A 24,579-nucleotide genomic window follows, 5' to 3' on the forward strand; every position below is an offset into this window, starting at 1 on the left:
CGTCGCTTTATCTGTGGGTTAGAAGCCGGTGGGGGCAGGGCTGACGACAGTGAAGGCGCCATTGCCCACCTGCCGTACTTCCATCGCGCGCTCGCCTATACCGTTGCTCTGGAAACGGATCGGACCGTCGAGGCCGAGGAAGCCGCCATCGTCGGTCAGCAGGCCTTCGGGCAGGTCGCGACCCGGACGCCAGTCACGCGTCAGGCGAAGAGTCAGTAAAACGGCATCGTAGCCCAGCGTCGCAATGCGGAAAGGCTGCTGGCCGAAGCGGCTTTCATAGCTGCTGGCAAACTGGCGATAGCGATCGTCGGGCACGGCGGCGAACCATGCGCCGCGCATTTCGGCGCTGTTCAGCAGCGATCCCTGCCGGCTCCACAGCTCTGTGCCGATCAGCGAAGGCAGGCTGTCGCCCGCATCTTTCAGGCGAGGGGCCGCCATTGCCGCAAGGCGGGCGTTGTCGGCAATCAGCACAGTGTCGTAGCCGCCAGTGGTCGCCAGACGATCCGCCGCGCTGATGATGGAGGTGTTACCGCGATCGTAACGCTGCACGTCGACTATCGTCCCCCCGCGGGCCTGCACCGCACGCTCCGCCGCCACGGTGGTGCGATTGCCGTAATCGCCGCGCGGAGCGAGGATGGCAAAGCGGCTAGCGCCTTGGTCCATCGCGAAATCGACCGTCCGCTCCACCGATTGCTCGGGCACGTGGCCCATCACGAACACATCGTTGCGGGCGACAGTGGTATCGTTGGAGAATGTGATTAGCGGCACATTGTTCGCGCGCGCGACGGAAAGCACATCGCCGACGTTGTCGCGCTGTAGCGGCCCCAGGATCAGGCGATTGCCATCGGCCACCGCACGACGCGCAGCCGACGCGGCACCGCCACTGGTATCGTAGGTCGTGATCCGCAGGTTTTCGGCCCCGGTATCGAGCAGCGCCATCGTCGTCGCATTGGCGATAGACTGGCCGACCTCGGCATTCTCGCCGCTCATCGGCACCAGCAGCGCGACGCGGTGGCGATCCTCATCCTGCGGCAACGCAGTCATGTCGGGCGCGGCAGGCGGCGCGCTGGTGACCGGGCCGCTGGTTTCCGGGCGGGGCGAACCGGCGTCTGGGATGACGGCACAGCCCGCCAGCAACGCGCTGCCGAGGCCCATGGCCAGAATACGCTTGAAACTACCGAACATGCTTGCTGTCTCCGACCCGTGCGTCCATGGCGCGCCTGTGAGCGAACCAGACGGACCACTTTCTCCCGGCCTCTATATCGTGGCGACGCCAATTGGCAATCTTGGCGACATCACCATACGCGCGGCAGAGACGCTGGAACGCTGCGACGGTATTGCCTGCGAAGATACGCGCGTGACGCAAAAGCTCATCCGCCACTTGGGCATTTCCAAGCCGCTATGGCGCTATGACGACCATTCCGCTCCCAATGATCGCGCGCGCCTGGTGGAATCTATGAAGAACCGCGCCGTCGCGCTGGTCAGCGATGCAGGGATGCCGCTGGTGTCGGACCCGGGCTTTCGCCTCGTGAACGATGCGCGCGCTGCCGGCGTGCCTGTCACTGTTCTGCCAGGTGCGAATGCCCCGCTGGCGGCGCTCGCCCTTTCTGGTTTGCCGAACGACCGTTTCCTCTTCGCCGGTTTCCTGCCGCCGAAAGACAAGGCTCGCCGTGAGGTGTTGGAAGAGCTGGGCACCGTCCGAACGACGCTGATTTTTTTCGAGACAGCGCCGCGGCTGACCAAAAGCCTTGCCGCAATCGCCAAGGTGCTGCCGGGCCGCGAGGTATCTGTCGCACGCGAGATCACCAAACTTTACGAGGAATGCCGCACCGGCAGCGCCGACGATTTGCTCGCCCATTACGAAGCGCATCCCGCCAAAGGCGAGATCGTGCTGCTGGTCGGGCCGCCTGCCGACACGCAGTCCAGCGCCGAGGATGCCGAGCAAATGCTGTGCGACTTGCTTGAAAGCGAAAAGCCATCGCAGGCTGCGGCGCAAGTGGCCAAGGCAACAGGCCTTGATCGCAAAACGCTCTATGCCCGCGCCATGGAACTGAAAAAGCAGTGAAGCGGCAGCTGGCAGAAGCAAGCGGCAGGCGCGCGGAAGACGAGGCAGCCCGCTGGTTGGAAGGGCAGGGCTGGGCCATTCTCGACCGTCGCCGCAAGACGAAACTGGGTGAAATCGATCTGGTGGCGAAGCGCGACCGCCTGATCGCCTTTGTCGAGGTGAAATACCGGAAGAAGGCCGCCGACCTCGATCTTGCCATAGACGAATACCGCCTGCGCCGTGTGGCGGCCGCTGCCGAAAGCGTGGCGCATGACTATGCCGCTGCCGGGGAGGACATGCGGGTGGATGTCATCCTGCTTGCGCCCGGCACACCGCCGCGCCACATCGAAAACGCATGGATGCCCTAGGAGACGACATGCCACTGAATATCGCCGTGCAGATGGACCCGATGGACAGCATCAAGATTGCGGGCGATTCCAGCTTCGCATTGATGCTTGAAGCGCAGGCGCGGGGCCATGCCATCTGGCATTACGATGTGAAGACGCTTGCCTGGCGCGAGGGGCGCATTACCGCCTGGGCCAAGCCGGTGACCGTTCAGCGCGTGAATGGCGACCATTTCAGCGCGGGCGAACTGCGACAGATCGATTTGGCAAAGGATGTCGACATCATCCTGATGCGGCAGGATCCGCCTTTCGACCTCGGCTATATCAGCGCCGCGCTGCTCCTCGACCGGCTGAAAGGCAGAACGCTTGTCAGCAACGATCCGCGCGAAGTGGTGAATGCGCCCGAGAAGATGTTCGTGCTGGATTATGCGCGGTTCATGCCGCCCACGCTGATTGCCCGCACGCTGGCAGATGTGCAGGCCTTCCAGCAGGATCACGGCGCTGTCGTGGTCAAGCCGCTGCATGGCAATGGCGGCAAGGCGATTTTCAAGATCGATGCGGACGGCACGAACCTCTCCGCGCTGTTCGAAGTGTTCAACCAGACCTGGCCCGAGCCGCATATGGTGCAGCCTTTCCTGCCCAGCGTGGCCGAGGGCGATAAGCGCATCGTGCTGGTGGACGGCGAGGTTGCCGGTGCTATAAACCGCAAGCCGGGCGAGGGAGAGTTTCGATCCAACCTGGCGCAAGGCGGCTCCGCCGAAGCGAGCGACCTGACCGCACGCGAAGAAGAAATCTGCGCTGCCATGGGACCTGAGCTGAAGCGACGCGGGCTGACCTTTGTCGGCATCGATGTGATCGGCGGTGAATGGCTGACGGAGATCAACGTGACCTCTCCCACCGGGATCGTCGCTATCGACCAATATAACGGCACCAACACCGCCGGGCGCATCTGGGATGCGCTGGAGCGGCGGCATGCGGCGATGTAACGCGGGATAGCAGCGCATCCTTCGGCGTTAGGTTAGCATGGACACCCTCATCATCGACCTGATCGAGCGGGGCGGATATTTCGGTATCTTCCTGCTGATGGCGCTGGAGAACATCATCCCGCCTGTGCCCAGCGAGGTCATTATGGGAATTGGCGGCCTGCTGGTAGAGCGCGGCGCGATGGATTTCTGGCCGCTGCTTCTCATCGGCACGGCGGGCACGACGGCAGGCAATTACTGGTGGTACTGGCTGGGCGACAAACTGGGCTATAAGCGGCTGCGCCCTTTGATCGACCGCTGGGGGCGCTGGCTGACCGTTGATTGGGAACATATCGAGCAGGCGCAGCGCTTCTTCGTGCGACGAGGCCATTGGGTGATCTTTTTCCTGCGCTTCAGTCCCTTCCTGCGCACGATCATCTCGCTACCGGCGGGGCTGGCGCATATGCCGCTCGGCAAGTTTCTGGCCTATACTTTTGCAGGCTCGCTGATCTGGAATGCGTTGCTGATCCTTGGGGGACAATTGCTGGCAGCATGGCTGGCGGATTCGCAGGACGTGATCGGCTGGATTATCATCGCGATGGTCGTTCTGGCCGTGGCGGCCTATGTCTGGCGCTTCTTCACATGGAAACCGCGCGCAGAACGCGACTAATCCCCTTCGCGCGGATGGGCGCTGCGATAGGCGTCCAGCATCCTGGCTGCGTCGACCTGCGTGTAGATTTGCGTCGAGCCGAGGCTGGCGTGGCCGAGCAATTCCTGCAGGCTGCGTAAATCGGCACCCGCCGACAGCAAATGGGTGGCGAAGGAATGGCGCAATGCGTGCGGTGTCGCCGTCGATGGCAGGCCCAGCGCCGTGCGGACTCTTGCCATCGCCTTCTGCACCGCGCCTTGCGACAGCGGCCCGCCGCGCACGCCGCGAAACAGCGGTTCGCCATCGCGCAAATCGTGCGGGCACGCTGCGACATAGGCGGCCACCGCATCGCGGATGATCGCAATCATCGGGACGACGCGTTGCTTGTTGCCCTTGCCGGTCACGACCAGTGTCTCACTCAGAGGCACTTGATCGGCGGTGAGAGACAGCGCCTCAGCAATGCGCAGGCCCGCACCGTACATCAGCAACAGCACGGCGGCATCGCGCTTGCCGGTCCAGTCGCTTTTGGCGGATTGCCCCACCAGGTCGACCATATTGACCGCCTCATCCGGCGTCACGGGGCGGGGCAGGCCTTTCTTGATGCGCGGCCCGCGAAGACGGGGTCCGCTGCCGGGCTCTGCGCCGGTTTTCTCCCGCGCAAAGGCGATAAAGGCTTTGAGCGCCGACAGCTCCCGCGCTGCACTGGCATTGTTGATCCCTTCCGCGCGGCGGGCAGCAAGGTGGCTGCGAAGATCGCGCGTGCCGATAGTGGCGATGGCATCCCAGTCGCTCAGGCCCTGTGCGAGCAGCAGCCGCTCGGCCGTGGCGACATAGGCCCGCACCGTATGCGGGCTGCGCCGCCGTGCGCTTTCGAGGTGTTCGCGCCACTCATTCAGAAGCGCGCCAATACTCACGCCGCGACCAGCGAATCCGCTACGAGTTGGGGCAGGATGGCATCGAGCAGCGGCATTCCGGCTTCGGTCACGGCAATCCGAGAACCTGTGCGAGAGATCAGCCTCAATTCTTTGAATTGCTGCAGTTTTCGCGGGTCAATCAGCGCAGCCTCAGGCAGACCGAACCGCGCGGAAAGCGCAGTAAGATCGACACCTTCTGCCAATCGCAAACCCATCAACAGCGCTTCGGACGCCTGCTCTGCCGCCCCGGGCGCGCGCTCTTCCTTCAGACCGTGACCGTTGCGATTGACTGCCGCGAGCCAGTTCTCGGGCTTGCGATGGCGGAGCGTCGCCAAGCCGCCACGCCTGCCATGCGCGCCGGGGCCGATGCCGACATAGTCCTGATATCGCCAATAGGTGAGATTGTGGCGACTTTCCTCACCCGGCGCGGCGTGGTTGCTGATCTCATAGGACGGCAGCCCGGCAGCGCGGGTCATCTCCTGCGTCAGTTCGAAGAGATCGGCCGCGCAATCATCGTCGAGCGGGGTGAAGCCGCCAGTTCGCACATCGGTTGCAAAACGCGTGCCCGGTTCGATGGTCAGTTGGTAGAGCGAGAGGTGCGAAGTGCCGAAGTCGAGCGCTCGGAGAAGCTGTTCGCGCCATGCAGCCTCGGTCTGGTCGGGGAGGGCGTAGATGAGATCGAACGACACCCGCTTGAACACGTTCTGGCCCGTCTTGACCGCTTTCAGGCCCTCTTCGGCATTATGCAGTCGTGCGAGAAAGCGAAGCGCCTGATCGTCCAGCGATTGCATACCCAGCGATACGCGATTGACGCCTGCGGCAGCCAGGGCGGCAAAGTTTGCGGCTTCAACGGAGGAGGGGTTGGCCTCCAGCGTAATCTCAATGTCAGGAGCGAAACCCCAAAGCTTTTCAGCCTCATGAAGCAATGTTGCGACAAGGCGAGGAGGCATCAGCGAAGGCGTGCCGCCGCCGAAGAAGATCGAAGTGAGCGTCTCGCCGCCAGCGAGGTTCGCCTCATGCCGCAAGTCTGCCAGCAACGCCGCCTGCCAGGCATCGGCGTCCACGCTGTCCCGAACATGCGAATTGAAGTCGCAATAAGGGCACTTGGCGAGGCAGAAGGGCCAGTGGATATAGAGGGCGCGCGCCATGGTGTGTTTCAGGCTCCGTTAACGCCGACAAGTCAAGTGTCGCGGCATGCAAAAACACAAGGTCGCTCTTGCCGCCGCCATCGCTTCTGTCTTCGCCGTCGTTGCGCTTGCCATGCCGCCTGCGGCAGAGGCGCAGCGCATTAATCCCTTCGCGGAGGATCTGCTCGAAGCGCATAACGACGCGCGTGATGAAGTCGGCGTGCCGCGGCTTGCCTGGAGCAATCGCCTGGCGCGAGAGGCGCATGACTGGGCGCAGCACCTCGCCCGCGAAGGCCGGATGATCCACGCCGATCGCGACCAGAGAGGCGGCGCGGGCGAGAACCTGTGGATGGGCAGCGCCGGATATTACGGCGCGGACATAATGGTCGGCGGCTTCGTTGCCGAGCAGCAGCATTTCCGCAATGGCGAGTTCCCGCAAGTTTCGACCACCGGGACCTGGCGCGATGTCGGGCACTATACGCAGGTCATCTGGCGCGACACGCAGGAGCTTGGCTGTGCGGTAGCGCGCGGGCAGACGAATGACTTTCTCGTCTGTCGCTACTTCCCGGCGGGGAATGTCTATAACCAGCGGGTGTATTGACGCGGGTCAGCCGCCGAACTGGTCTGCCACCAACTTTGCAAAGGCATCGGCGCGGTGGCTGATGGCGTGCTTCTCCACAGGCTCCAGCTCGGCGAAGGTTACATCGCGTCCCTCCGGCACGAAGACGGGATCGTAGCCGAAGCCCATGGTGCCGCGTGGGGGCCAGGTGAGCTTGCCGTTCGCCCTGCCTTCATAGACGGTGTGCTCGCCATCGGGCCATGCCAGCGCCAGCACGCAGCTGAACCAGCAATCGCGCGCGGTGTCCGGCCCTTTGCCTTGCAATAGCCCCTCGACTTTGCCCATCGCCATATACCAGTCGCGGCCCGGCTCGCCCTCGAACCATTGCCGCTCCGCCCAGTCGGCAGTGTAGACGCCGGGCCTTCCATCGAGTGCCGCGACGGACAATCCGCTATCGTCAGCCAGCGCGGGCAGGCCAGACGCCTCCGCCGCTGCACGCGCTTTGATCAGGGAGTTCTCGACAAACGTCTTCCCGGTTTCCGGAGGCTCCGGCAGACCCAGCGAGCCGGCGGAGATGCAATCCGGCCCGTATGGCTCCAGCAGTTTGGCGATCTCTTTCAGCTTGCCCGCATTATGCGTGGCAATCACCAGTTTACCGCCGCCTAAAGCGCGGCTCACTTTACCGCCTCTTCCTGCGCCTTGAAAATCTCGCCGCAGCCCATCTGTGCCAGCCGCAGCAGTCGTAGCAGGCCTTCCTCGTCATAGGTCGCACCTTCGGCGGTGGCTTGCACCTCGGCGATCCGGCCGCCTTCGATCAGCACAAAGTTGGCGTCCGCATCGGCATTGCTGTCCTCGTCGTAGTCAAGATCGAGTACCGGCGTGCCATTGTAGATACCGCAGGAAACAGCTGCGATTTTCGCCGTCAGCGGATCGTCTTTGATCGCTCCCGATGCCATGAGGCTGTTCACAGCGAGCCGCAGGGCGACCCATGCGCCGGAAATGGCCGCAGTGCGGGTGCCGCCATCGGCCTGGATGACGTCGCAATCGAGCGTAATCTGCCGTTCGCCCAGCTTTTGCATGTCGCAAACAGCGCGAAGGCTGCGACCGATCAGGCGCTGGATTTCCTGTGTGCGACCACTTTGCTTGCCCTTTGCCGCTTCGCGAGACCCACGCGTATGTGTAGCGCGGGGTAGCATGGAATATTCACCGGTAACCCAGCCGGTCCCCTTATTGCGCATCCACGGCGGCACGCTTTTCTCTACGCTGGCCGTGCACAGCACGCGCGTATCGCCAAAGCTGATGAGGCAGCTGCCCTCGGCATGCTTAGTGAAGCCGGTTTCGATAGTAATGGCGCGCATTTCGTCGGGCGCACGGCCGGAAGGTCGCATGATGAACTCCTCTAGCGAACCCTCTCTCCGCTCATCCTGAGCTTGTCGAAGGGTCGTCGTTAACTTCGGGTGCTGGCCTTGAAGAAAAAGCAGCCGGCGGGCAACGCCCATCTTCGATTCCGACAAGCTCAGGACGAACGGAAATTGAAGTTATCGGCTTTCTTGCTACGTCGCTGTCATGGTGTCTCCGCCCATCTCCGAACTTACTGCCCGCGCGCGCGACATTTTCCGCTTGGTGGTGGAGGACTACCTCGAAAGCGGCCAGCCCGTCGGCTCCAAGACACTGGCGCAGCGGGGAGAGGTGAACCTGTCGCCGGCCTCTATCCGGTCGGTCCTGAGCGAGCTGGAGCAATTCGGCCTGCTGGCGGCCCCGCACACCAGCGCCGGGCGCATGCCGACCGATCTCGGTCTACGCCTGTTTGTCGACGGCATCATGCAGGTCGGCGAACCCACTCGGCAGGAGCGCGCCGCTATCGAGCAGCAACTCTCTTCACCTGGTCCTATCGAGGAGGCGTTGGAGAATACCAGCGCCATGCTCTCCAGCCTTTCGGGCGCGGCAGGCATGGTGATGGTACCGCAGCGCGAGGGACAGCTGTCGCAGATCAATCTCGTGCCGTTGGACGCCACCCGCGCGCTCGCCGTGCTGGTTGGCGAGGACGGCCATGTCGAGAATCGCGTGCTCGACCTGTCATCCGCGATCGGTGCCAGCACGCTGCAACAGGCCAGCAATTTCATCAATGCGCATCTCTCCGGGAGAACGCTGAGCGAGGCCGCGCGTCTGATGCAGCGGGAGATTGCGGCCGGCAAGAGCGCGTTGGGCGATGCCAGCCGCAGCCTCGTGGAGCAGGGCATAGCGACCTGGAGCGAGGATGCAGCGAAGCGGCCCGTGCTGATCGTGCGCGGAGCGTCCAACCTGCTCGATGAAAGCGCGATGAGCGATCTCGACCGCGTGCGCCAGCTGCTCGATGATCTGGAAAACAAGCAATCGGTGGCCCAATTGCTGGAAGACGCGCGCGATGCCGACAGCACGCGCATCTTTATCGGCGCGGAAAACCGTCTATTCGCGCTTTCCGGTTCGTCGGTCATCGCGTCACCCTATCGCGACCGAGAGGGAAGGGTGGTCGGCGTGCTGGGCGTGATCGGTCCGACGCGGTTGAATTACGCGCGGGTTGTTCCCATGGTGGATTTCACAGCCCGGTCCCTGGGCAAGAGAATTGGTTAGCAGGTTACATGATCGACAATGAAAAAGACCGTGACGAAGCGGTCGAAAAAGAACTCGAAGGCGTGCCCGAAGAATTTCTGGACGACGGGCAGGATGACGATGAAGGAGAGGGTGCGGACGATGCCATCGCTTCGCTGAAAGCCGATCTGGAAGCTGCCAAGCAGGATGTGCTCTACGCTCGCGCCGAGACGCAGAATGTCCGCCGCCGGATGGAGAAAGACATTACCGATGCGCGCGCTTATGCCGCGACAGGCTTTGCCCGCGACATGCTGGGCGTCGCCGACAATTTGCAGCGCGCGGTGGATGCCATTGCGCCCGAACTACGCGAAGACGACAAGTTCAAAGGGCTGGTCGCCGGTATTGAAGCGACGCTGCGGGAACTGGAAAAGAACTTTGCCCAGCACGGCATCACGCGCATCGCGGCGATGGGACTGCCCCTCGATCCGAATCAGCACCAGGCCATGATGGAAGTGCCGACAGACGATGCAGAACCCGGCACGATCGTGCAGGAGATGCAGGCTGGCTACATGATCAAGGACAGGTTGCTGCGGCCCAGCATGGTGGGCGTGGCGCGCAAGCCCGACTAGCCCAAGCCTAGGGGATACGTGATTTGGACCGTATCGGTCCGATTGCCGGGAACCGCATTTTCGTTAGGCAGTAATCTCCGCAAGGGAATGCGCGCGCCGCAGTGGCGCCGTCGGCCCTTCACGGAGTTTCTGAAATGAAAGCCTCTCTTTACCTGGCTGCAGCAGCGGCCTCGCTCGCGGTAGCAGCGCCTGCTGCGGCACAGGATGCCGACCGCACCGGCGATATCCAGGTTCGTGTACTTGCCACGGCAGTCCTGCCGGACGGCGAGATCAACAATGTCGATTTCGATGACTTCGGTTTGCCGGCAAACAGCCAGACCGAAGCGAGCGACAACATCACGCCGACCGCCTCCATCGAGTATTTCATCAGCAACAATTTCTCGCTGGAAACGATTGCCGGTGTCTCGCAGCATGATGTCGACGGTGTCGGCGGCCTTGCCGGTCTCGAAGTCGTGTCGGATGCGCAGCTGATCCCGGCTACTCTGACGGCAAAGTACCATGTCGATCTGGCACCGGGCGTGAAGCCCTATATCGGTGCAGGCCCTGCCTATTTCATCTGGTTCAACGATGATGCCGGCGCTGGCATTACGCCGCTTGGCGTGACCGATGCCGATCTCAGCAACGAATTTGGCGTCGCGCTTCAGGCGGGTGTCGATTTTGCGTTCGCCGATAGCGGCTTCGGTATCTCGCTGGATGCGAAGCGCTATTTCATCGATACCACAGCAACGTTCTCCGCCAATGGCACGGACGTTTTCGCGACCGATCACACCCTCGACCCGTGGGTGCTGAGCGCCGGCGTGAACTTCACGTTCTGACATTTGCGCCAGACAAAAGAAAAGGCGGGGCAGCGATTGCCCCGCCTTTTTTGTTTGCGAGCAGTGGAAGCTTACCGGCTGGATAGCTCCGAAACATACAATTCCGCGCTTTCCGTGGTGGCGCTGCCATAGGTGCCGACCCACACATCGTATTGGCCGGACATGGGTGAATCCCAGCGGAGCGACGGATTGAAGCCGTTGCCGCCATCGTCATCGCAATACCAGCGACCGTCCGGGCCGTTCACCACCAGCGTCGTGTCGGCGGACGATTCGACGGACAGGATGAGCGGAAAAGTACCGCCCGCTTCGTAATTCACCCGAACATCGGGCGCATCGGCGACGTAGCCGCGGCATGCACCGTCGACCGATGATGCGTCGTTCGACCCGCCTGACAGCAGCGAAACGGTACGCGGATCGCCGGTAAATCCCGCGCGCAGGTTCAGCGTTTCATAAGTGGGCGAAAGCGCAAAATTGGGGCCCCTGGAACGCGTGGTAGGAGGCGGAGCGGAAGTCACCGTCCGGCTTACTCGTGATGCGTTGAGGTTCTCCGCAGGGCCATAAAGCTCCGAAACGTTGACGGTCGCCGGATAATTGGTCGCGCCGCCATAGGTGCCGACCCAGATATCGTAGCGGCCCGATTGCGGCACCTGGAAGGTGATTAGCGGATTGAGATTGCCGCCCGAATCGTCGTCGCAATACCAGCTGCCATCGGGGCCGTTTACAACCAGGGTGATATCGTTATCGGCGGTCGCCGAAAGATATAACGGCAGCGAACCTGCGGTATAATTGATGCTGTAGTCGGGCGCGCTGGCAATGAAGCCGGCGCAGGCCGCGCTGATGCCGCTCGCGTCGATAGGCCCGCCGGACTGGATCGCTTGACGAAACGGATCGGGCGTGAAACCGCTGGCGAGTGTCGTTTCACCGTAAGTCGGCGAAGCCGATACGTCTTGCGCATAGGCAGGAGCAGACAGCGCGAGCGCGCCGGCCGCCAGAAGGATCGGATAGTTTTTCATAGATGTCCCCTGTACGTCACGTGTGGTCGTAGCCCCGACGCCGCCCTCTTCCGATTATGCAAGTGAACGCCGCATGTATTGCGTCAACTGCCTGCGCCGGGGAATTGTACCAATACATCATAGGCGGCCGGATCGGCAACGCCCGGAAGCTTGATTCCATTGCGAAGCAGAAAGGCATGCTCCACGATACGCGCTTGCTGTTCGATGCCATAGCGCGTGAGCGGCCAACTGGGTTTGAGCGCGTAATCATAGCGCGCCCACGGCATGCGGTGCAGCACCAGATACCACTCGCCACGCGTCTGGGTTTGCCAGACATGCGTCATCTCGTGGATGAAGAGCGCCTGGCGGCTGAGCGGCGCCGTGGCAAAATCCTCGCAATAGGCAGTGCCGTGCGGGTGGAAGTGGATGTGGCCGCGCGGTGCCATCGTCACACGCCTGGGCTGGAAAAACGCCCACTTCCGGCGCTTTATCGTGACTTTCTTATAGTCGATGGCATCGCCGAAAACCCAACGCGCCAGCGCGATCTCGCCTGCCGTCAGCGGTCTTTCACCGCCGACAGGGCAGGCAGTCACGCTGGCATCGGCCACGGCGAACGCTCCTAGCTTCCGGCTTCCTCGTCTGCGCCCGGAGCATCGCCCGCAGCGCGGATTTCGACCGGGAAGCTGCACTTGTCACCGCCGACGAAGGTGAGCGTCGTTTCGGTCTCGGCACCAACTTCAAGCGTGGGATCGGTGTCCATTGCCATGACGTGATAAGTCTCGGGGTTGAATTCGATGGTTTCGCCGGCAGGCACATCCAATTGCATCAGTTCGCTCATCGAGGCCTCGTAATTCCATTCGCTGGTCTGGTGCAGCATTGCGCTGGACGCGCCAAGCACATCGGCGCCGCTGATCATACGGTTTCGATCGCTGGTATTCTCGATCGTGAAATAGACCGCCGCAGGATCGCCCGGAATGGCCGGGCTGGCGAGCCACCCATCCGTCACCTGGATACCTTCAACGCAATCGGTATTTTCGACGACAGGCTCTGCCGTTTCCTCTGCGCAAGCGGCCAGCGCAAGGGCGGTGCCGAGCACGGGTGCAGCTGCCAGAATGGTCTTCTTATTCATCGTAAACCCTCCAAAATCTCGGCCCGATTTCTAGGCCGGCATGTCCCTTGTGCCAAGCGAAAGCGCACCTATATGCGCCCTCGATACACAGCTTTTATCGAGCTGCCGAATGGCTTCGCCGCAAAAGTCCCAGTGGGATCGGGGGGTCGAAAGCGCAGCGTCCAACTATGAAAGAGATGGGGAAATATGAGTAAGATTATCGGTATCGACCTTGGTACGACCAATAGCTGCGTCTCCGTGATGGAAGGCGGCAAGCCCAAGGTTATCGAGAATTCCGAAGGCGCGCGCACCACGCCGTCGATCGTCGCATTCACCAAGGACGGTGAGCGCCTGATCGGCCAGCCAGCGAAGCGCCAGGCCGTGACCAATCCGGACAACACGCTGTTCGCGATCAAGCGCCTGATCGGCCGCCGTTTCGACGATCCGACCACGAAGAAGGATATGGACCTCGTCCCCTATGACATCGTCAAGGGCAAGAACGGTGACGCCTGGGTCGAGGCTGGCGGCGAGGAGTATTCTCCCAGCCAGATTTCCGCCTTTATCCTGCAGAAGATGAAGGAAACCGCCGAGAGCTATCTTGGCGAAACCGTCAACAAGGCGGTCATCACCGTTCCCGCCTACTTCAACGATGCGCAGCGCCAGGCAACCAAGGACGCCGGCCAGATCGCGGGCCTTGAAGTCGAGCGTATCATCAACGAGCCGACCGCGGCCGCGCTCGCTTATGGCATGGACAAGGACGATGGAAAGACCATCGCCGTCTATGACCTTGGCGGCGGAACGTTCGACATCTCCATCCTCGAAATCGGCGATGGCGTGTTCGAGGTGAAATCCACCAATGGCGACACGTTCCTGGGCGGCGAAGACTTCGACAATGTGATTGTCGATTATCTGGCCGAGCAGTTCAAATCCAAGGAAAACATGGATCTGAAGACCGACAAGCTCGCTCTCCAGCGCTTGAAGGAAGCTGCCGAGAAGGCCAAGATCGAGCTTTCCAGCTCGCAGCAGACTGAAGTCAACCTGCCCTTCATCACCGCACGCATGGAAGGCGGCGCATCCACGCCGCTGCACCTGGTGGAAACCATCAGCCGCTCCAAGCTGGAGCAGCTGGTCGGTGACCTCATCAAGCGCACGCTAGAGCCTTGCAAAAAGGCACTGGAAGATGCCGGTGTCGCCAAGACCGAGATCGACGAAGTCATCATGGTCGGCGGTATGACCCGCATGCCCAAGGTGCGCGAAGTGGTCGAGGAATTCTTCGGCACCAAGCCGCATACCGGTGTGAACCCGGATGAAGTGGTCGCCATGGGTGCTGCCATCCAGGCAGGCGTGTTGCAGGGCGACGTGAAAGACGTGCTGCTGCTCGACGTGACCCCGCTTTCGCTGGGTATCGAGACGCTGGGCGGCGTGTTCACCCGCATGATCGACCGCAACACCACGATCCCGTCCAAGAAGGCACAGGTCTATTCGACCGCCGAGGACAATCAGGGCGCTGTGACGATCCGCGTGTTCCAGGGCGAGCGCGAGATGGCGGCAGACAACAAGCTGCTTGGCCAGTTCGACCTTGTCGGCATTCCGCCCGCACCGCGCGGCGTTCCGCAGATCGAAGTCACCTTCGATATCGACGCGAACGGCATCGTGAACGTGTCCGCCAAGGACAAAGGCACGGGCAAGGAACAGCAGATCCGCATCCAGGCGTCGGGAGGTCTGTCCGACAACGATATCGAGCAGATGGTGCAGGATGCAGAGAAGTTTGCCGAGGAAGACAAGAAGCGCCGCGAGGCCGCCGAAGTCCGCAACAATCTCGACAGCCTCGTCCACGCGACTGAGAAGCAGCTGGAAGAGAACGGCGACAAGATCGATGCGAGCCTGAAGGGCGAGATCGAAACTGCCGTTGCCGAGGCCAAGACTGCGCTCGAAGGCGAAGATCTCGACGCGATGAAGGACAAGAGCCAGAAGCTCACCGATGTCGCGATGAAGATGGGTCAGTCGATCTACGAGCAGGACCAGGCTGCTGCCCAGGCAGGCGCTGCCGATGCGGCTGCTGCCGGCGGCGACGATGCTACCTCGCAGGAGGAAGAAGTCGTCGAGGCTGAGTTCACCGAAGTGGACGACGAGAACAAGTCGTAATCTGATTATGGACAAGCACGCCGCCACCGACGCTCACCTGCGCCGGTGGCGGCACGCTTTGAGGGGTCAGCATGTCGACTGAAACCGATTTTTACAGCCTTCTCGGCGTCGGCCGCGATGCCGACGCGGCAGCGCTCAAATCCGCTTATCGCAAGCAGGCGATGAAGTATCACCCGGATCGCAATCCGGGCGACGCCGAGGCCGAAGCGCGATTCAAGGCGGTCGGCGCTGCTTACGAGGTTCTGAAAGACCCGCAGAAGCGCGCTGCATACGATCGCTACGGCCATGAAGCGTTCACGCAGGGCATGGCCGGCGGTGGCGGCGGTCCGGGCATGGGCGGTGCCGAGTTTAGCGACCTTGGCGACATTTTCGAGACCATTTTCGGCAGCGCTTTCGGCGGTGGCGGCGGTGGCCGGGCACGCCCGCGCCGCGGGGCCGATTTGCGCTACGATCTCAACGTGTCGCTAGAAGAGGCTTTCCACGGCAAGTCCAGCGAAATCACCGTCGATATCGCCACAGCATGCGATGTCTGCTCAGGCTCCGGCGCGGAACCGGGAACCGGCAAGCGCCGATGCGAGACATGCAGTGGGCACGGCAAGGTACGCGTGCAGCAGGGTCCGTTTGTGATGGAGCGCGCCTGCCCGACATGCGCTGGCCGCGGCGAGGTTCTGGAAGAAGCCTGCCATAATTGTATGGGCGAGGGCCGCGTGGACACGGAGCAAGTGCTGGAAGTCGATATTCCGCCGGGCGTCGACAACGGCACGCGCATCCGCCTCTCCGGCAAGGGCGAGGCTGGTCCGATGGGTGCGCCTGCGGGCGACCTTTACATTTTCGTGCATGTGAAACCGCACAGCGTGTTCCAGCGCGAAGGCACGGCGCTGTTTACGCGCGTACCCGTCAGCTTCACCGCTGCCGCGCTGGGCGATACGATCGAGATTCCCGGCCTTGATGGCGAAGTGCATAAGATCGACATCCCAAGCGGTATCCAGTCCGGCAAGCAGCTGCGCAAGCGTGGCGCGGGCATGCCCGTGCTGCAAGGGCGCGGTCGCGGCGATCTGGTCGTGGAAGTGATGGTCGAGACACCGACCCGGCTTTCTGCCCGCCAGAAAGAATTGCTGCGCGAATTTCGCGAAACCGAAACGGGAGACGAGTGTCCTGAAAGCCGGGGATTTTTCGACCGCGTGAAGGAAGCCTTCGGCGGCTAATCGGCTCCCAGCTTCGCGACGATCTCCTCCCGCAGCCGCCTGACCAGGTCTATATCGCAAGTGCGCCGTGCTTCCTCTTCATCACAGATGGCGAGGAAGGCGTCGCGCTTGAAGGCTAGGCAACTGACAGGGTCGTGCCCGCCCGGCACGGTCGAGCAGATCAGGTCGATCATGCGTTCCGCACCGTGCATCCGGCCCCACAGATAATCGTTCTCACGATAGGCGCGGCTGAAAAACGCGCCGAAATTGAAGAACTCCGTCCCGCGCAGTGTCGCTGCCGTACCGCCATCGCGAATAGCTGGTGCGTCTTCCGGACTGATCCGGTCGACCTTGACCGGGTCGAATTCGGTCAGGCCCTCGTTCCGCATCAGGGGCAGCGTGGACACATCGTAGAAAGGGAAGCCGAGATAAGCGAGCAGCACGCGTCGGCGCAGCTCCCTTGGCATGGCCTCCAGCGCCGCCGCAAGCACCAGCTCCGCTTCCTCGTCCGCCGCTTTGAGAGCGCGCTTTTCCGCCAGCAGATCGAGGAATACGCCGGGCTCTTCGGCGGCATTGGCGGCGGCTTCTGCAAAGTCGCTGCCGAGCGCCTCGACATCCTCTTTCGAGAAATAGAAGGCAAGCGCGCAGTAGATTGCCTCTCGCGCAGCCTCCAGCGCGTCATCGGGAATGTCCGGATCGAGATCCCAGTCCCGCGACAATCGCCGTGCGAGCAATCGCAGTCGGCGCACGCGAAAGGCCAGGTCATGGTCACGGAAGAACTGAATTGCATCGGCGCTCGCCCCGCCGCCTTTGTTGCCGGAAAGGCTGGCCATGCCGCGCCGCTCGATCTCTTGGCGCAGGGCCGAGGCGATGGTGGCGTGCGGCGGCATGTCCATGTCGCTCGACGCGCTATGCGCCAGTTCGGCTAGCCGGTCGATAATTCCGCTTAGCTTTGCCTGTGCGTAGGAATGAAACGCATAGCCCGCTTTCTCGGCGGCAGCCTGCTGCGCCTTGGCGCGCCATGCGGCCAGCCTCTTGCGGTTGGGCTTGTCGAGGAAGAAGGTCATGCCGAAAAGGCGGTCCACCTCGCCTTCCACTTCGGGCCGCAAAGCGGCGACCATCTTGCGCAGCGTTTCGGCATCACGGGTTTGCTGTTCCAGCACTTCCAGATTGTCACGAATGGGCTGCGCGCGCGGAATGGCTGAAAGCGATCCGGCGATGGCAGCGAAAAAGCCGACCGGACGCACCGCGTCCCCTTCCTGCTGGCGCGGTTGGCGCGGGGAAGGGTCGATATAGACGAAACGCCGGTCGACCTCGCGCTGGGCAGGGCGGATATTCAGGCCGGCGATGGCTCCATCGAAGGGCGCATTGTTGAGCACCGATCCATCCACCAGTGCGACGTGCTCCGTGGTGCCGCGCTTCACATGCGTGGGCATGATCCGCTCCAGAAAGGCATGGCGGCCGGTCCATTCGCTCGCGTCCAACTCGTCAATTTCGGCCAGGCGCAGTGGGGGAAAGGCCCCGGGAAAACTGGCCGTCGCGCGGGCGGCCAGCGTCAGTTCGCGCAGGTGCGCAAGGTCATGCCCGCCGAGGCGTGGGGTGTGGGAGCGAAAGCCGATGGGAAGGCGGTGCTCGGGCTCCTCCACCTGTGGCGGCGAATGCAGGCGCAGCGTCTCCAGCCGCCCGCGAAAATCCGTCGCCGTCACCAGCAGGTCGAGCGGATGGCGTGGCGGCAACAGGGGCTCGCCCGGCTCTTCATCCTCCATCGCAACCAGCGCATTGTAGATGAGCCGCGTAAACCCGCTGCCGGAAAAGGGCGGCTCGAACCATCGCCCACGCACCAGGCTGGAGATTTTGCGGCGCACCTCTTCGCGGCTTTCCTGCGAAACGGTTTCGCTTACCGTGTTGCCCGGTGCGCGCGTCAGATACCATACGATGGGCCGCATATAGGCGCGCGCCGCGACGGACCATGGCCGCGCCTCGGGATCGACCAAGGTTTCGACATCGGCTGTGTCGAGCCAAAGCCCGGTCAACGGCTCCAGACTACGCCCGGAATGGATCGCCTGCGCCAGGAACACCGCATTGATGCCGCCCGCGCTCGCCCCCGTGATAATGTCGGGCAACATGCGCAGCTTCAGCTCGTGACGTTCTTCTATATGGCGCAGCAGAGCGTGATAAACGCCTTCGACACCGCCGGGCGCGGTCTCATTGTCCCCGTGAAAGGCCCTGCTGGCACGCGCGAGCTTCCAGATCTCCTTGGTGACACCATGCATGTAAACGGCAAGGCTGACGCCGCCATAACAAACCAGTGCAATCCTGAGCTCTTTCTGCCGCATCTCGCATGGTGATGACAGATGCGGGCAGCGCTTGCCAGAGGCTCGACACGCACCGTCCCCGCCGATAGCGTGCGATCAACTCCGAGGGGACTTGTTCATGAAACTGCCGATTGCCTGCTTCGCTTTGCTCGCTTCCACCGCAATGTCTCTGGCTGCGCAGGATATGGCAGACGTGGAAATCACGGCAGAAGAGGTCGCGCCCGGCATCGCGGTGCTATTCGGACGCGGCGGCAATATCGGTGTGAGCCATGGCGAGGACGGCACGATCCTGATCGACGACCAGTATGCCCCGCTTACCGGGCGCATCCAGCAGGCCGTCTCCGATCTGGGCGCAACGCCAGTGCGCTTCCTGATCAATACGCACTATCATGGTGATCATATCGGCGGGAATGAGAATTTTGGCCATGCCGGCGCGCTGATCATGGCGCATGACAATGTGCGCGAACGCCTGATCACCGGCACCGGGCGCACGCCCGCCGCCGCGCCTGCCGGATTGCCCGTCATTACTTACGATACCGGCATGACCATCCATGCGAATGGCGACACGGTCGATATCATTTATCTCGACGGGCACACCGATGGCGATTCCATCGTCGTGTGGCGGGAAGACAACGTCATCCATATGGGTGACCTGTTCTTCCACGAGTTCGGCTTCCCCTTCGTTGATGTCGAGGCAGGCGGCAATGTGCGCCATTTGCTCGCTTCGCTGGGGACTGCGATCGGCATGATGGATGACGAGACAGTGGTCATTCCGGGGCACGGGCCGGTTGCGACGCGCTCCGATCTGGTCAATTACCGCGTGATGATCAGCGAATCCGTCGCAGCGGTGGAAGCCATGCTTGCGGAGGGGATGGACCGCGACGCGATCGTGGAAGCGAACCCGGTCGGGCCGCTGCGTAATACCGATGGGTTCATTTCCGACGAAGCCTTCATCGACGCTATTATTGCCAGCCTCTAGGCGATTTTGCGGCGGCGTGCCGACGGGGACTTGCGTTCCGCCTTTGTTCCGGTTAGCGAACGAGCATGGCCAAACCCAAAAAGCGCTTCATCTGTAGCGAATGCGGCAGCGTCTCCAGTCGTTGGCAGGGCCAGTGCGGCGACTGCCAGGAATGGAACACGCTGGTCGAGGATGCGCCCGACACCAAGTTTGCCGCCAAACACAATTTGGCGAGTGGTGGGCGAGCAATCGCGTTCGAGACGCTGGATGCGCCGACCAAGCCGCTCGCGCGCCGCTCCACCGGGATAGGCGAGTTCGATCGCGCGCTCGGCGGCGGTCTCGTTCCGGGGGCCGCCATATTGATGGGCGGGGAGCCGGGCATCGGCAAATCCACGCTATTGTTGCAAGCCGCTGCCAGCATCGCGCAGCGCGGCGGATCAGCGATCTATGTCAGCGGAGAGGAGGCGACCGGGCAGATCCGCTTGCGCGCCTCGCGCCTCGGATTGTCCAAGGCGCCGCTGAAACTGGCTGCGGCGACATCCGTGCGCGATATTCTTACCACGCTGGGCAGCGACGATCCGCCCGAACTGCTGGTCGTCGATTCGATTCAGACGATGCATTCCGACATGATCGAAGGCGCGCCAGGCACGGTAAGCCAGGTGCGCGCGTCGGCGTTCGAGCTGATCCGCTTCGCCAAGGAGCGCGGCACCGCGCTGGTGCTGGTCGGCCACGTCACCAAAGATGGCAATATCGCCGGCCCGCGCGTGCTGGAGCACATGGTCGACACGGTGATGAGCTTCGAGGGGGAGCGTAGCCACCAGTACCGCATCCTGCGCTGCCTGAAAAACCGCTTCGGGGCGGTAGACGAGATCGGGGTGTTCTCGATGGAGGGCCACGGACTAGACGAAGTCGGCAATCCGTCCTCGCTCTTCCTGTCGGGCCGCGAAGAACCAATCGCGGGTGCATCCGTTTTTCCCGCTCTCGAAGGCACACGGCCTGTATTGGTCGAAATACAGGCGCTGATCGTGCGGCTGCAATCGGGTGCGACGCCGCGCCGCGCCGTGGTGGGTTGGGATAGCAGCAGGCTCGCCATGTTGCTGGCCGTACTGGAATCGCGGTGCGGGCTGAGCTTTTCGACTGCGGAGGTGTACCTCAACGTGGCGGGCGGCTATCGGCTATCCGATCCTGCGGCAGACCTCGCTGTCGCCGCCGCACTCATCAGTGCGCTCGCCGACAAACCGCTGCCGGCAAGTGCTGTATGGTTCGGCGAACTGGCTCTCTCGGGCGAGGTCAGGCCCGTGGCGCACGCCAATGTGCGGCAGAAGGAAGCAGCCAAGCTGGGTTTCACGACCGCATGCGGCCCGCAAGATGGGGGACAGAACGTGCCCGGCCTGCGATATTCCGATGTGGGAAGCGTTGCCTCTCTCGTTGACCGGGTCATGGCATCGGCATAGTTTCCGCGCCGGATGACGGGTTTCGATATCATGGTGCTGCTGATCGTAGGGGTCGGCGCAATCGCAGGTTTCATGCGCGGTTTCGTGCAAGAGGCTCTTTCCCTGCTCGCATGGATCGCGGCGATTGCGGCCATCCGGTATATGCATACCGACCTGACCGCGGGTGTGATGGATTTCGTCAGCTCTCCGGTTACCGCTTCCATCCTCGCTTTCGCGCTGCTGCTGCTGATTCCGTATGCAATTATCAAGCTGCTGGCGAACATGCTGGGCAAGGGCACACGCAATTCGGTTCTCGGGCCGATCGATCGCGTATTGGGCTTCGGCTTCGGCGCGGTGAAGGGCGTCATCATCGTCGTGATCGCCTTCTCCGTGCTGGTGCTTGGTTACGATACGATCTGGGGCGCGCAGGGCCGCCCGGCGTGGATTGCCGATGCGCGTACTTACCAGTTCGTCGATGCCGGATCGCGAGCGATGGTGCAGATCGTGGCCGAACGGCGCGAGCGGCTGCAAAGCGACGCCGAGTGATGGGCGCAGAGCGGCTTTATACGCCGCAAATGCTTTCGGCTGCCGTCGGCCTGGCCGACTATCCGCCCATTGACAATGCCTGCCTGCGCGGCTGTGCGCGCGCCAGCACATGCGGCTCCACGCTTGATATGGATATCGTGCTGGATGATGACCGCACGATCGAGCGTGTCGGGATGAAAGTGCGTGCCTGTGCCGTCGGCCAGGCTGCTGCTGCGATCTTCGCGCGCGACGCGGAAGGCCGCTCGCAATCCGATGTGCAGAAAGCGCATGACGCACTGGAAGCGTGGCTGGACGACGAGAACGCCATGCCCGATTGGCCCGGCCTCGATCTGATCGCTCCTGCCCACGCTTTTCCCGCGCGCCACGGCGCCATGCTGCTGCCGTGGAAGGCCGCGCTGGACGCTCTTTCCAGCACCGGCGAAGCGCGCTAACCCCGCTCGCAACAATTTTCGGGGGAGCACATGGCGACACCAGCCGCAGGACAGGTATCGGCCGACAAGGCTGTTCACGAACCAAGCCAGAAAGAAATCCGCCTCGTCATCGGTGCCAGCTCTGCCGGCACGATTTTCGAATGGTACGATTTCTTTATTTACGGCACGCTGTTTGCGCTGATCGGCCGCGCCTTCTTCCCCGGCGATAACGAGACCTTGCAAATCCTGCTGGTGTGGGCGGGCTTCGCTATCGGCTTCGGCTTCAGGCCGCTGGGCGCAATCCTGTTCGGGTATCTGGGCGACAAGCTGGGGCGCAAATACACATTCCTCGTCACAGTCACGCTGATGGGGATCGCGACCGCCGGTGTCGGGCTGGTACCTAATGCGAAAACGATCGGACTATGGGCACCTGCCATCGTCATCTTTCTGCGCATCCTTCAGGGCCTGGCGCTGGGCGGCGAATATGGCGGCGCGGCCATATACGTTGCCGAGCATGCGCCATCGGAAAAGCGCGGTTTCTATACCAGCTTCATCCAGGCGAGCGTGGTGGGCGGCTTCGTGATGAGCATCGTGGTCGTGCTGCTCTGCCGCGCGCTGATTCCTGAGGCAGCCTTCGAGGAGTGGGGCTGGCGTGTGCCGTTCCTTCTTTCCATCGTGCTGCTCGGTATCTCGCTCTGGATGCGGCTCAAGCTTAATGAGAGCCCGGTCTTCCGCGCGATGAAGGCAGCAGGGCAGATGGCCGGCAATCCGTTTGTTGAGAGCTTCACTTATCCCGGCAACAAGAAGCGCATCTTCATCGCGCTGTTCGGGGTCACGGGCATCCTGACGACCATCTGGTATTCGGCCTTCTTCTCCAGCCTTTCCTTCCTTCAGCGAGACATGCGGGTGGAAAGCTCCATCGTCGAAATCCTGATGTTGTGCGCGGCGCTCATCTCGATGGTGTTCTACGTGCTGGTAGGCAAATGGTCGGACAAGGTCGGCCGCAAAAAGCCGATCATGATCGGTGCCGTGCTGACGCTCTTCCTTATTTTCCCGATGTTCTGGACGATGGGCAAGCTCGCCAATCCCGGCCTGCAAGAAGCGGCAGAGGCAAACCCGGTGGTCGTATCCGGCCCGGCCTGCACCACCGATCCTTTCGCTGAGCTGTTCGACCGCGAGCAGACTGATTGCGGCAAGGTGCTCGAAACGCTGACAGTAAGCGGTGTCGCCTACGAGCGTGTCGCCGCCGACGACCTGTCGCTGACGGTCGGGGGCCAGCCTGTCGCTATCGAGCAAAGCTGGATGGAAAGCGGTAGCGCCCGGCGCGACGGTATCCAGGCCGCTCTCACCCAGCGGGGCTTCGATTTCTCACCGCAATCGCCACCGTGGCCGAACCTGTTGGGAATCTTCGGCGTCGTGCTGCTCGCATCGTTCCTGTCGGGTCTGACATACGGGTCGGTGGCCGCCTTGCTGACCGAGATGTTCCCCCCGCAGATCCGCTATTCCTCCATGTCCATCCCCTACCATATCGGCGCAGGCTACCTTGGCGGCTTCCTGCCGCTGATCGCCGGTTTTATCGTGGCGCGTACCGGCGATATCTATGCCGGGCTGTGGTACACCTGGGTGGTGGTCGCTTTCGGCATCGTCGTCGCGTGGTGGGGCCTGCCCGACGGTCCGCCCAAGGACTTCGAGGATCAGCACCAAACATGAAGCGACATCAGGCGGTCGCCGCGCGTTTTGCCGGAACGTTTCACGCCTGCGCTGCGTCTTTGGCAGGATGATGCCGATCGCGAATGACTGATACCACTCCGCCTCCGGCCAGCTTGCGCCTGCGTATCGACGCTGCCGCTCTGGCGCAGAACTGGCGCGTGCTCGACCGGATGTCCGGCAGTGCGCAAACCGGCGCCGCGGTGAAGGCGGACGGTTATGGCTTGGGCGTAGACAATGTCATGCCGGCCTTGCTCGACGCGGGGGCTCGCACGTTCTTCGTCGCGCATTGGAGCGAGGTTGCCGATGTCGCGCGGTTCGTGCCGGCCGGCCAAATTGCTGTCCTGCATGGCGTCGCAAATTTGGCGGAGGCGGCATACGCCAAGGCGACCGGGGCCATCCCCGTCATTAATTCGGTGCATCAGGCGCGTATCTGGGCTGAGGCTGGCGGAGGCAACTGCCACCTGATGATCGATAGCGGCATGAACAGGTTGGGGCTGGAGCCATCGCTGGTCGGCGATCCCGCCGTGCAGCAATTGCAGGTCGATACGCTAATGTCGCACCTCGCGTCCGCCGATGAAGACAGCGAGCAGAATGAGAGCCAGCTGGCCGCCTTTCGCGATGTCGTCGGCAGCGTCGAGGCTCGCCAGCTTAGCCTCGCCAATAGCGCGGGCATCGCCTTGGGGCGGGAATATCATTTCGATCTGACGCGCCCCGGCCTCGCACTCTATGGCGGTGTGCCGCGCCCGGAATTCGATGGCCGGATTACCACCGTGGCGTATATCGAGGCGGCAGTCTTGCAAATGCGCGACCTGCAAGCTGGCGACCGCGTGGGCTACAATGCGCGCTGGACAGCGAGCGAGCCGACCCGCGTTGCGACCGTCTCGCAGGGCTACGCGGATGGCTTCCTGCGAAGCTGCGGAGCATCGGGTGCGTTGCACCATAACGGCACGGTTTTGCCGATACTCGGGCGCGTTTCCATGGACATGGTGATAGTCGATAGCAGCGACAGCGATGTGCGCGAAGGCGATTTCCTGAGCTTTTCCTGCGATTTACCGCAGGTCTCGAAGGCGTCGGGCCTGTCGCAATATGAATTGCTGACCGTGCTGGGCAATCGCTTCGAGCGCAGTATCAAGACTGGTTAATTGCCAATACTATGCTGCACGTGCT

General features: G+C 62.5%; 25 protein-coding genes. 16 read left to right on the forward strand and 9 right to left on the reverse strand.

Annotated features, from left to right (window positions below; all coding sequences use genetic code 11):
* Positions 1–18 precede the first annotated feature (18 nt).
* Complete coding sequence (locus BMF35_RS09595) at positions 19–1,185, reverse strand: penicillin-binding protein activator (protein ID WP_047005745.1); 1,167 nt, start codon at positions 1,183–1,185, stop codon at positions 19–21.
* On the opposite strand from BMF35_RS09595, the gene rsmI reads away from it, so the two are divergent.
* From rsmI to BMF35_RS09615, 4 genes are read left to right on the forward strand one after another with little or no spacing between them, the layout of a single operon-like run.
* The gene (gene rsmI, locus BMF35_RS09600) at positions 1,184–2,065 is read left to right on the forward strand and encodes a 16S rRNA (cytidine(1402)-2'-O)-methyltransferase (RefSeq protein ID WP_047005746.1); all 882 of its coding nucleotides are present in this window, start codon (positions 1,184–1,186) and stop codon (positions 2,063–2,065) included. The genes BMF35_RS09595 and rsmI overlap by 2 nt on opposite strands.
* Positions 2,062–2,412: a YraN family protein gene (locus BMF35_RS09605; RefSeq protein WP_047005747.1), complete on the forward strand. Its 351-nt coding sequence runs from the start codon at positions 2,062–2,064 to the stop codon at positions 2,410–2,412. Before rsmI ends, BMF35_RS09605 begins: the two co-directional genes overlap by 4 nt.
* An 8-nt stretch (positions 2,413–2,420) precedes the next feature.
* Positions 2,421–3,374 (forward strand): glutathione synthase, encoded by a 954-nt coding sequence (gene gshB / locus BMF35_RS09610; protein ID WP_047006494.1) that lies wholly within the window; start codon positions 2,421–2,423, stop codon positions 3,372–3,374.
* A gap of 37 nt (positions 3,375–3,411) precedes the next feature.
* Positions 3,412–4,020, forward strand: a complete 609-nt coding sequence (locus BMF35_RS09615; RefSeq protein WP_047005748.1) for a DedA family protein — start codon at positions 3,412–3,414, stop codon at positions 4,018–4,020.
* Here BMF35_RS09615 and BMF35_RS09620 read toward each other — a convergent pair.
* Both BMF35_RS09620 and hemW read right to left on the reverse strand, forming a co-directional pair.
* Complete coding sequence (locus BMF35_RS09620; protein WP_047005749.1) at positions 4,017–4,913, reverse strand: tyrosine recombinase XerC; 897 nt, start codon at positions 4,911–4,913, stop codon at positions 4,017–4,019. The two genes, BMF35_RS09615 and BMF35_RS09620, sit on opposite strands and share 4 nt — an antisense overlap.
* Positions 4,910–6,061, reverse strand: a complete 1,152-nt coding sequence (hemW, locus tag BMF35_RS09625) for a radical SAM family heme chaperone HemW (RefSeq protein ID WP_047005750.1) — start codon at positions 6,059–6,061, stop codon at positions 4,910–4,912. The genes BMF35_RS09620 and hemW overlap by 4 nt, the downstream gene beginning before the upstream one ends.
* 46 nt (positions 6,062–6,107) lie before the next feature.
* Here hemW and BMF35_RS09630 point away from each other — a divergent pair, with 46 nt between their 5' ends.
* The gene (locus BMF35_RS09630; protein WP_052765899.1) at positions 6,108–6,641 is read left to right on the forward strand and encodes a CAP domain-containing protein; all 534 of its coding nucleotides are present in this window, start codon (positions 6,108–6,110) and stop codon (positions 6,639–6,641) included.
* Positions 6,642–6,647: 6 nt separating this feature from the next.
* Here BMF35_RS09630 and rdgB read toward each other — a convergent pair whose 3' ends face one another.
* Positions 6,648–7,277, reverse strand: coding sequence for an RdgB/HAM1 family non-canonical purine NTP pyrophosphatase (gene rdgB, locus BMF35_RS09635; RefSeq protein WP_047005751.1), 630 nt, complete (start codon positions 7,275–7,277; stop codon positions 6,648–6,650).
* Positions 7,274–7,987, reverse strand: coding sequence for a ribonuclease PH (gene rph / locus BMF35_RS09640; RefSeq protein ID WP_047005752.1), 714 nt, complete (start codon positions 7,985–7,987; stop codon positions 7,274–7,276). The genes rdgB and rph overlap by 4 nt, the downstream gene beginning before the upstream one ends.
* Positions 7,988–8,165: 178 nt before the next feature.
* On the opposite strand from rph, the gene hrcA reads away from it, so the two are divergent.
* From hrcA to BMF35_RS09655, 3 genes are all read left to right on the forward strand, one after another.
* Positions 8,166–9,209, forward strand: a complete 1,044-nt coding sequence (hrcA, locus tag BMF35_RS09645) for a heat-inducible transcriptional repressor HrcA (RefSeq protein WP_047005753.1) — start codon at positions 8,166–8,168, stop codon at positions 9,207–9,209.
* 8 nt (positions 9,210–9,217) lie between these two features.
* Positions 9,218–9,796 (forward strand): nucleotide exchange factor GrpE, encoded by a 579-nt coding sequence (gene grpE / locus BMF35_RS09650; protein ID WP_047005754.1) that lies wholly within the window; start codon positions 9,218–9,220, stop codon positions 9,794–9,796.
* Between the two features lie 134 nt (positions 9,797–9,930).
* Positions 9,931–10,611, forward strand: coding sequence for an OmpW/AlkL family protein (locus BMF35_RS09655; RefSeq protein ID WP_047005755.1), 681 nt, complete (start codon positions 9,931–9,933; stop codon positions 10,609–10,611).
* 71 nt (positions 10,612–10,682) lie between these two features.
* On the opposite strand, the gene BMF35_RS13785 is transcribed toward BMF35_RS09655, so the two are convergent.
* The 3 genes from BMF35_RS13785 to BMF35_RS09670 form a co-directional block, all read right to left on the reverse strand.
* On the reverse strand, positions 10,683–11,624 hold the full coding sequence (locus BMF35_RS13785) for a hypothetical protein (protein ID WP_047005756.1): 942 nt from the start codon (positions 11,622–11,624) through the stop codon (positions 10,683–10,685).
* Positions 11,625–11,707: 83 nt separating this feature from the next.
* On the reverse strand, positions 11,708–12,211 hold the full coding sequence (locus BMF35_RS09665; protein ID WP_047005757.1) for a hypothetical protein: 504 nt from the start codon (positions 12,209–12,211) through the stop codon (positions 11,708–11,710).
* A gap of 11 nt (positions 12,212–12,222) precedes the next feature.
* Positions 12,223–12,732 (reverse strand): copper chaperone PCu(A)C, encoded by a 510-nt coding sequence (locus tag BMF35_RS09670; protein ID WP_047005758.1) that lies wholly within the window; start codon positions 12,730–12,732, stop codon positions 12,223–12,225.
* Between the two features lie 186 nt (positions 12,733–12,918).
* Between BMF35_RS09670 and dnaK the strand changes: the two genes are divergently transcribed.
* Both dnaK and dnaJ read left to right on the forward strand, forming a co-directional pair.
* Positions 12,919–14,856 carry a molecular chaperone DnaK gene (gene dnaK, locus BMF35_RS09675; protein WP_047005759.1) on the forward strand — a complete coding sequence of 646 codons (1,938 nt, stop codon included), beginning with the start codon at positions 12,919–12,921 and terminating at the stop codon, positions 14,854–14,856.
* A gap of 71 nt (positions 14,857–14,927) precedes the next feature.
* A complete protein-coding gene (gene dnaJ, locus BMF35_RS09680) occupies positions 14,928–16,061 on the forward strand; it encodes a molecular chaperone DnaJ (RefSeq protein WP_047005760.1) in 1,134 nt (377 codons plus the stop codon).
* Here the strand turns inward: dnaJ and BMF35_RS09685 are convergent.
* The gene (locus tag BMF35_RS09685) at positions 16,058–18,376 is read right to left on the reverse strand and encodes a patatin-like protein (RefSeq protein WP_047005761.1); all 2,319 of its coding nucleotides are present in this window, start codon (positions 18,374–18,376) and stop codon (positions 16,058–16,060) included. The two genes, dnaJ and BMF35_RS09685, sit on opposite strands and share 4 nt — an antisense overlap.
* Positions 18,377–18,473: 97 nt before the next feature.
* Between BMF35_RS09685 and BMF35_RS09690 the strand changes: the two genes are divergently transcribed.
* The 6 genes from BMF35_RS09690 (at position 18,474) to alr (ending at position 24,554) form a co-directional block, all read left to right on the forward strand.
* Positions 18,474–19,334 carry an MBL fold metallo-hydrolase gene (locus BMF35_RS09690; RefSeq protein ID WP_047005762.1) on the forward strand — a complete coding sequence of 287 codons (861 nt, stop codon included), beginning with the start codon at positions 18,474–18,476 and terminating at the stop codon, positions 19,332–19,334.
* Positions 19,335–19,399: 65 nt separating this feature from the next.
* Complete coding sequence (radA, locus tag BMF35_RS09695) at positions 19,400–20,767, forward strand: DNA repair protein RadA (RefSeq protein ID WP_047005763.1); 1,368 nt, start codon at positions 19,400–19,402, stop codon at positions 20,765–20,767.
* Positions 20,768–20,779: 12 nt separating this feature from the next.
* On the forward strand, positions 20,780–21,292 hold the full coding sequence (locus BMF35_RS09700; protein ID WP_047005764.1) for a CvpA family protein: 513 nt from the start codon (positions 20,780–20,782) through the stop codon (positions 21,290–21,292).
* Positions 21,292–21,723, forward strand: a complete 432-nt coding sequence (locus BMF35_RS09705; RefSeq protein WP_047005765.1) for an iron-sulfur cluster assembly scaffold protein — start codon at positions 21,292–21,294, stop codon at positions 21,721–21,723. The genes BMF35_RS09700 and BMF35_RS09705 overlap by 1 nt, the downstream gene beginning before the upstream one ends.
* Positions 21,724–21,753: 30 nt before the next feature.
* Positions 21,754–23,412, forward strand: coding sequence for an MFS transporter (locus BMF35_RS09710; protein WP_047005766.1), 1,659 nt, complete (start codon positions 21,754–21,756; stop codon positions 23,410–23,412).
* Between the two features lie 83 nt (positions 23,413–23,495).
* Positions 23,496–24,554: an alanine racemase gene (alr, locus tag BMF35_RS09715; RefSeq protein ID WP_047005767.1), complete on the forward strand. Its 1,059-nt coding sequence runs from the start codon at positions 23,496–23,498 to the stop codon at positions 24,552–24,554.
* Positions 24,555–24,579: the final 25 nt, after the last annotated feature.

The organism is Aurantiacibacter gangjinensis (genome assembly GCF_001886695.1).
GTDB lineage: Bacteria > Pseudomonadota > Alphaproteobacteria > Sphingomonadales > Sphingomonadaceae > Alteraurantiacibacter > Alteraurantiacibacter gangjinensis.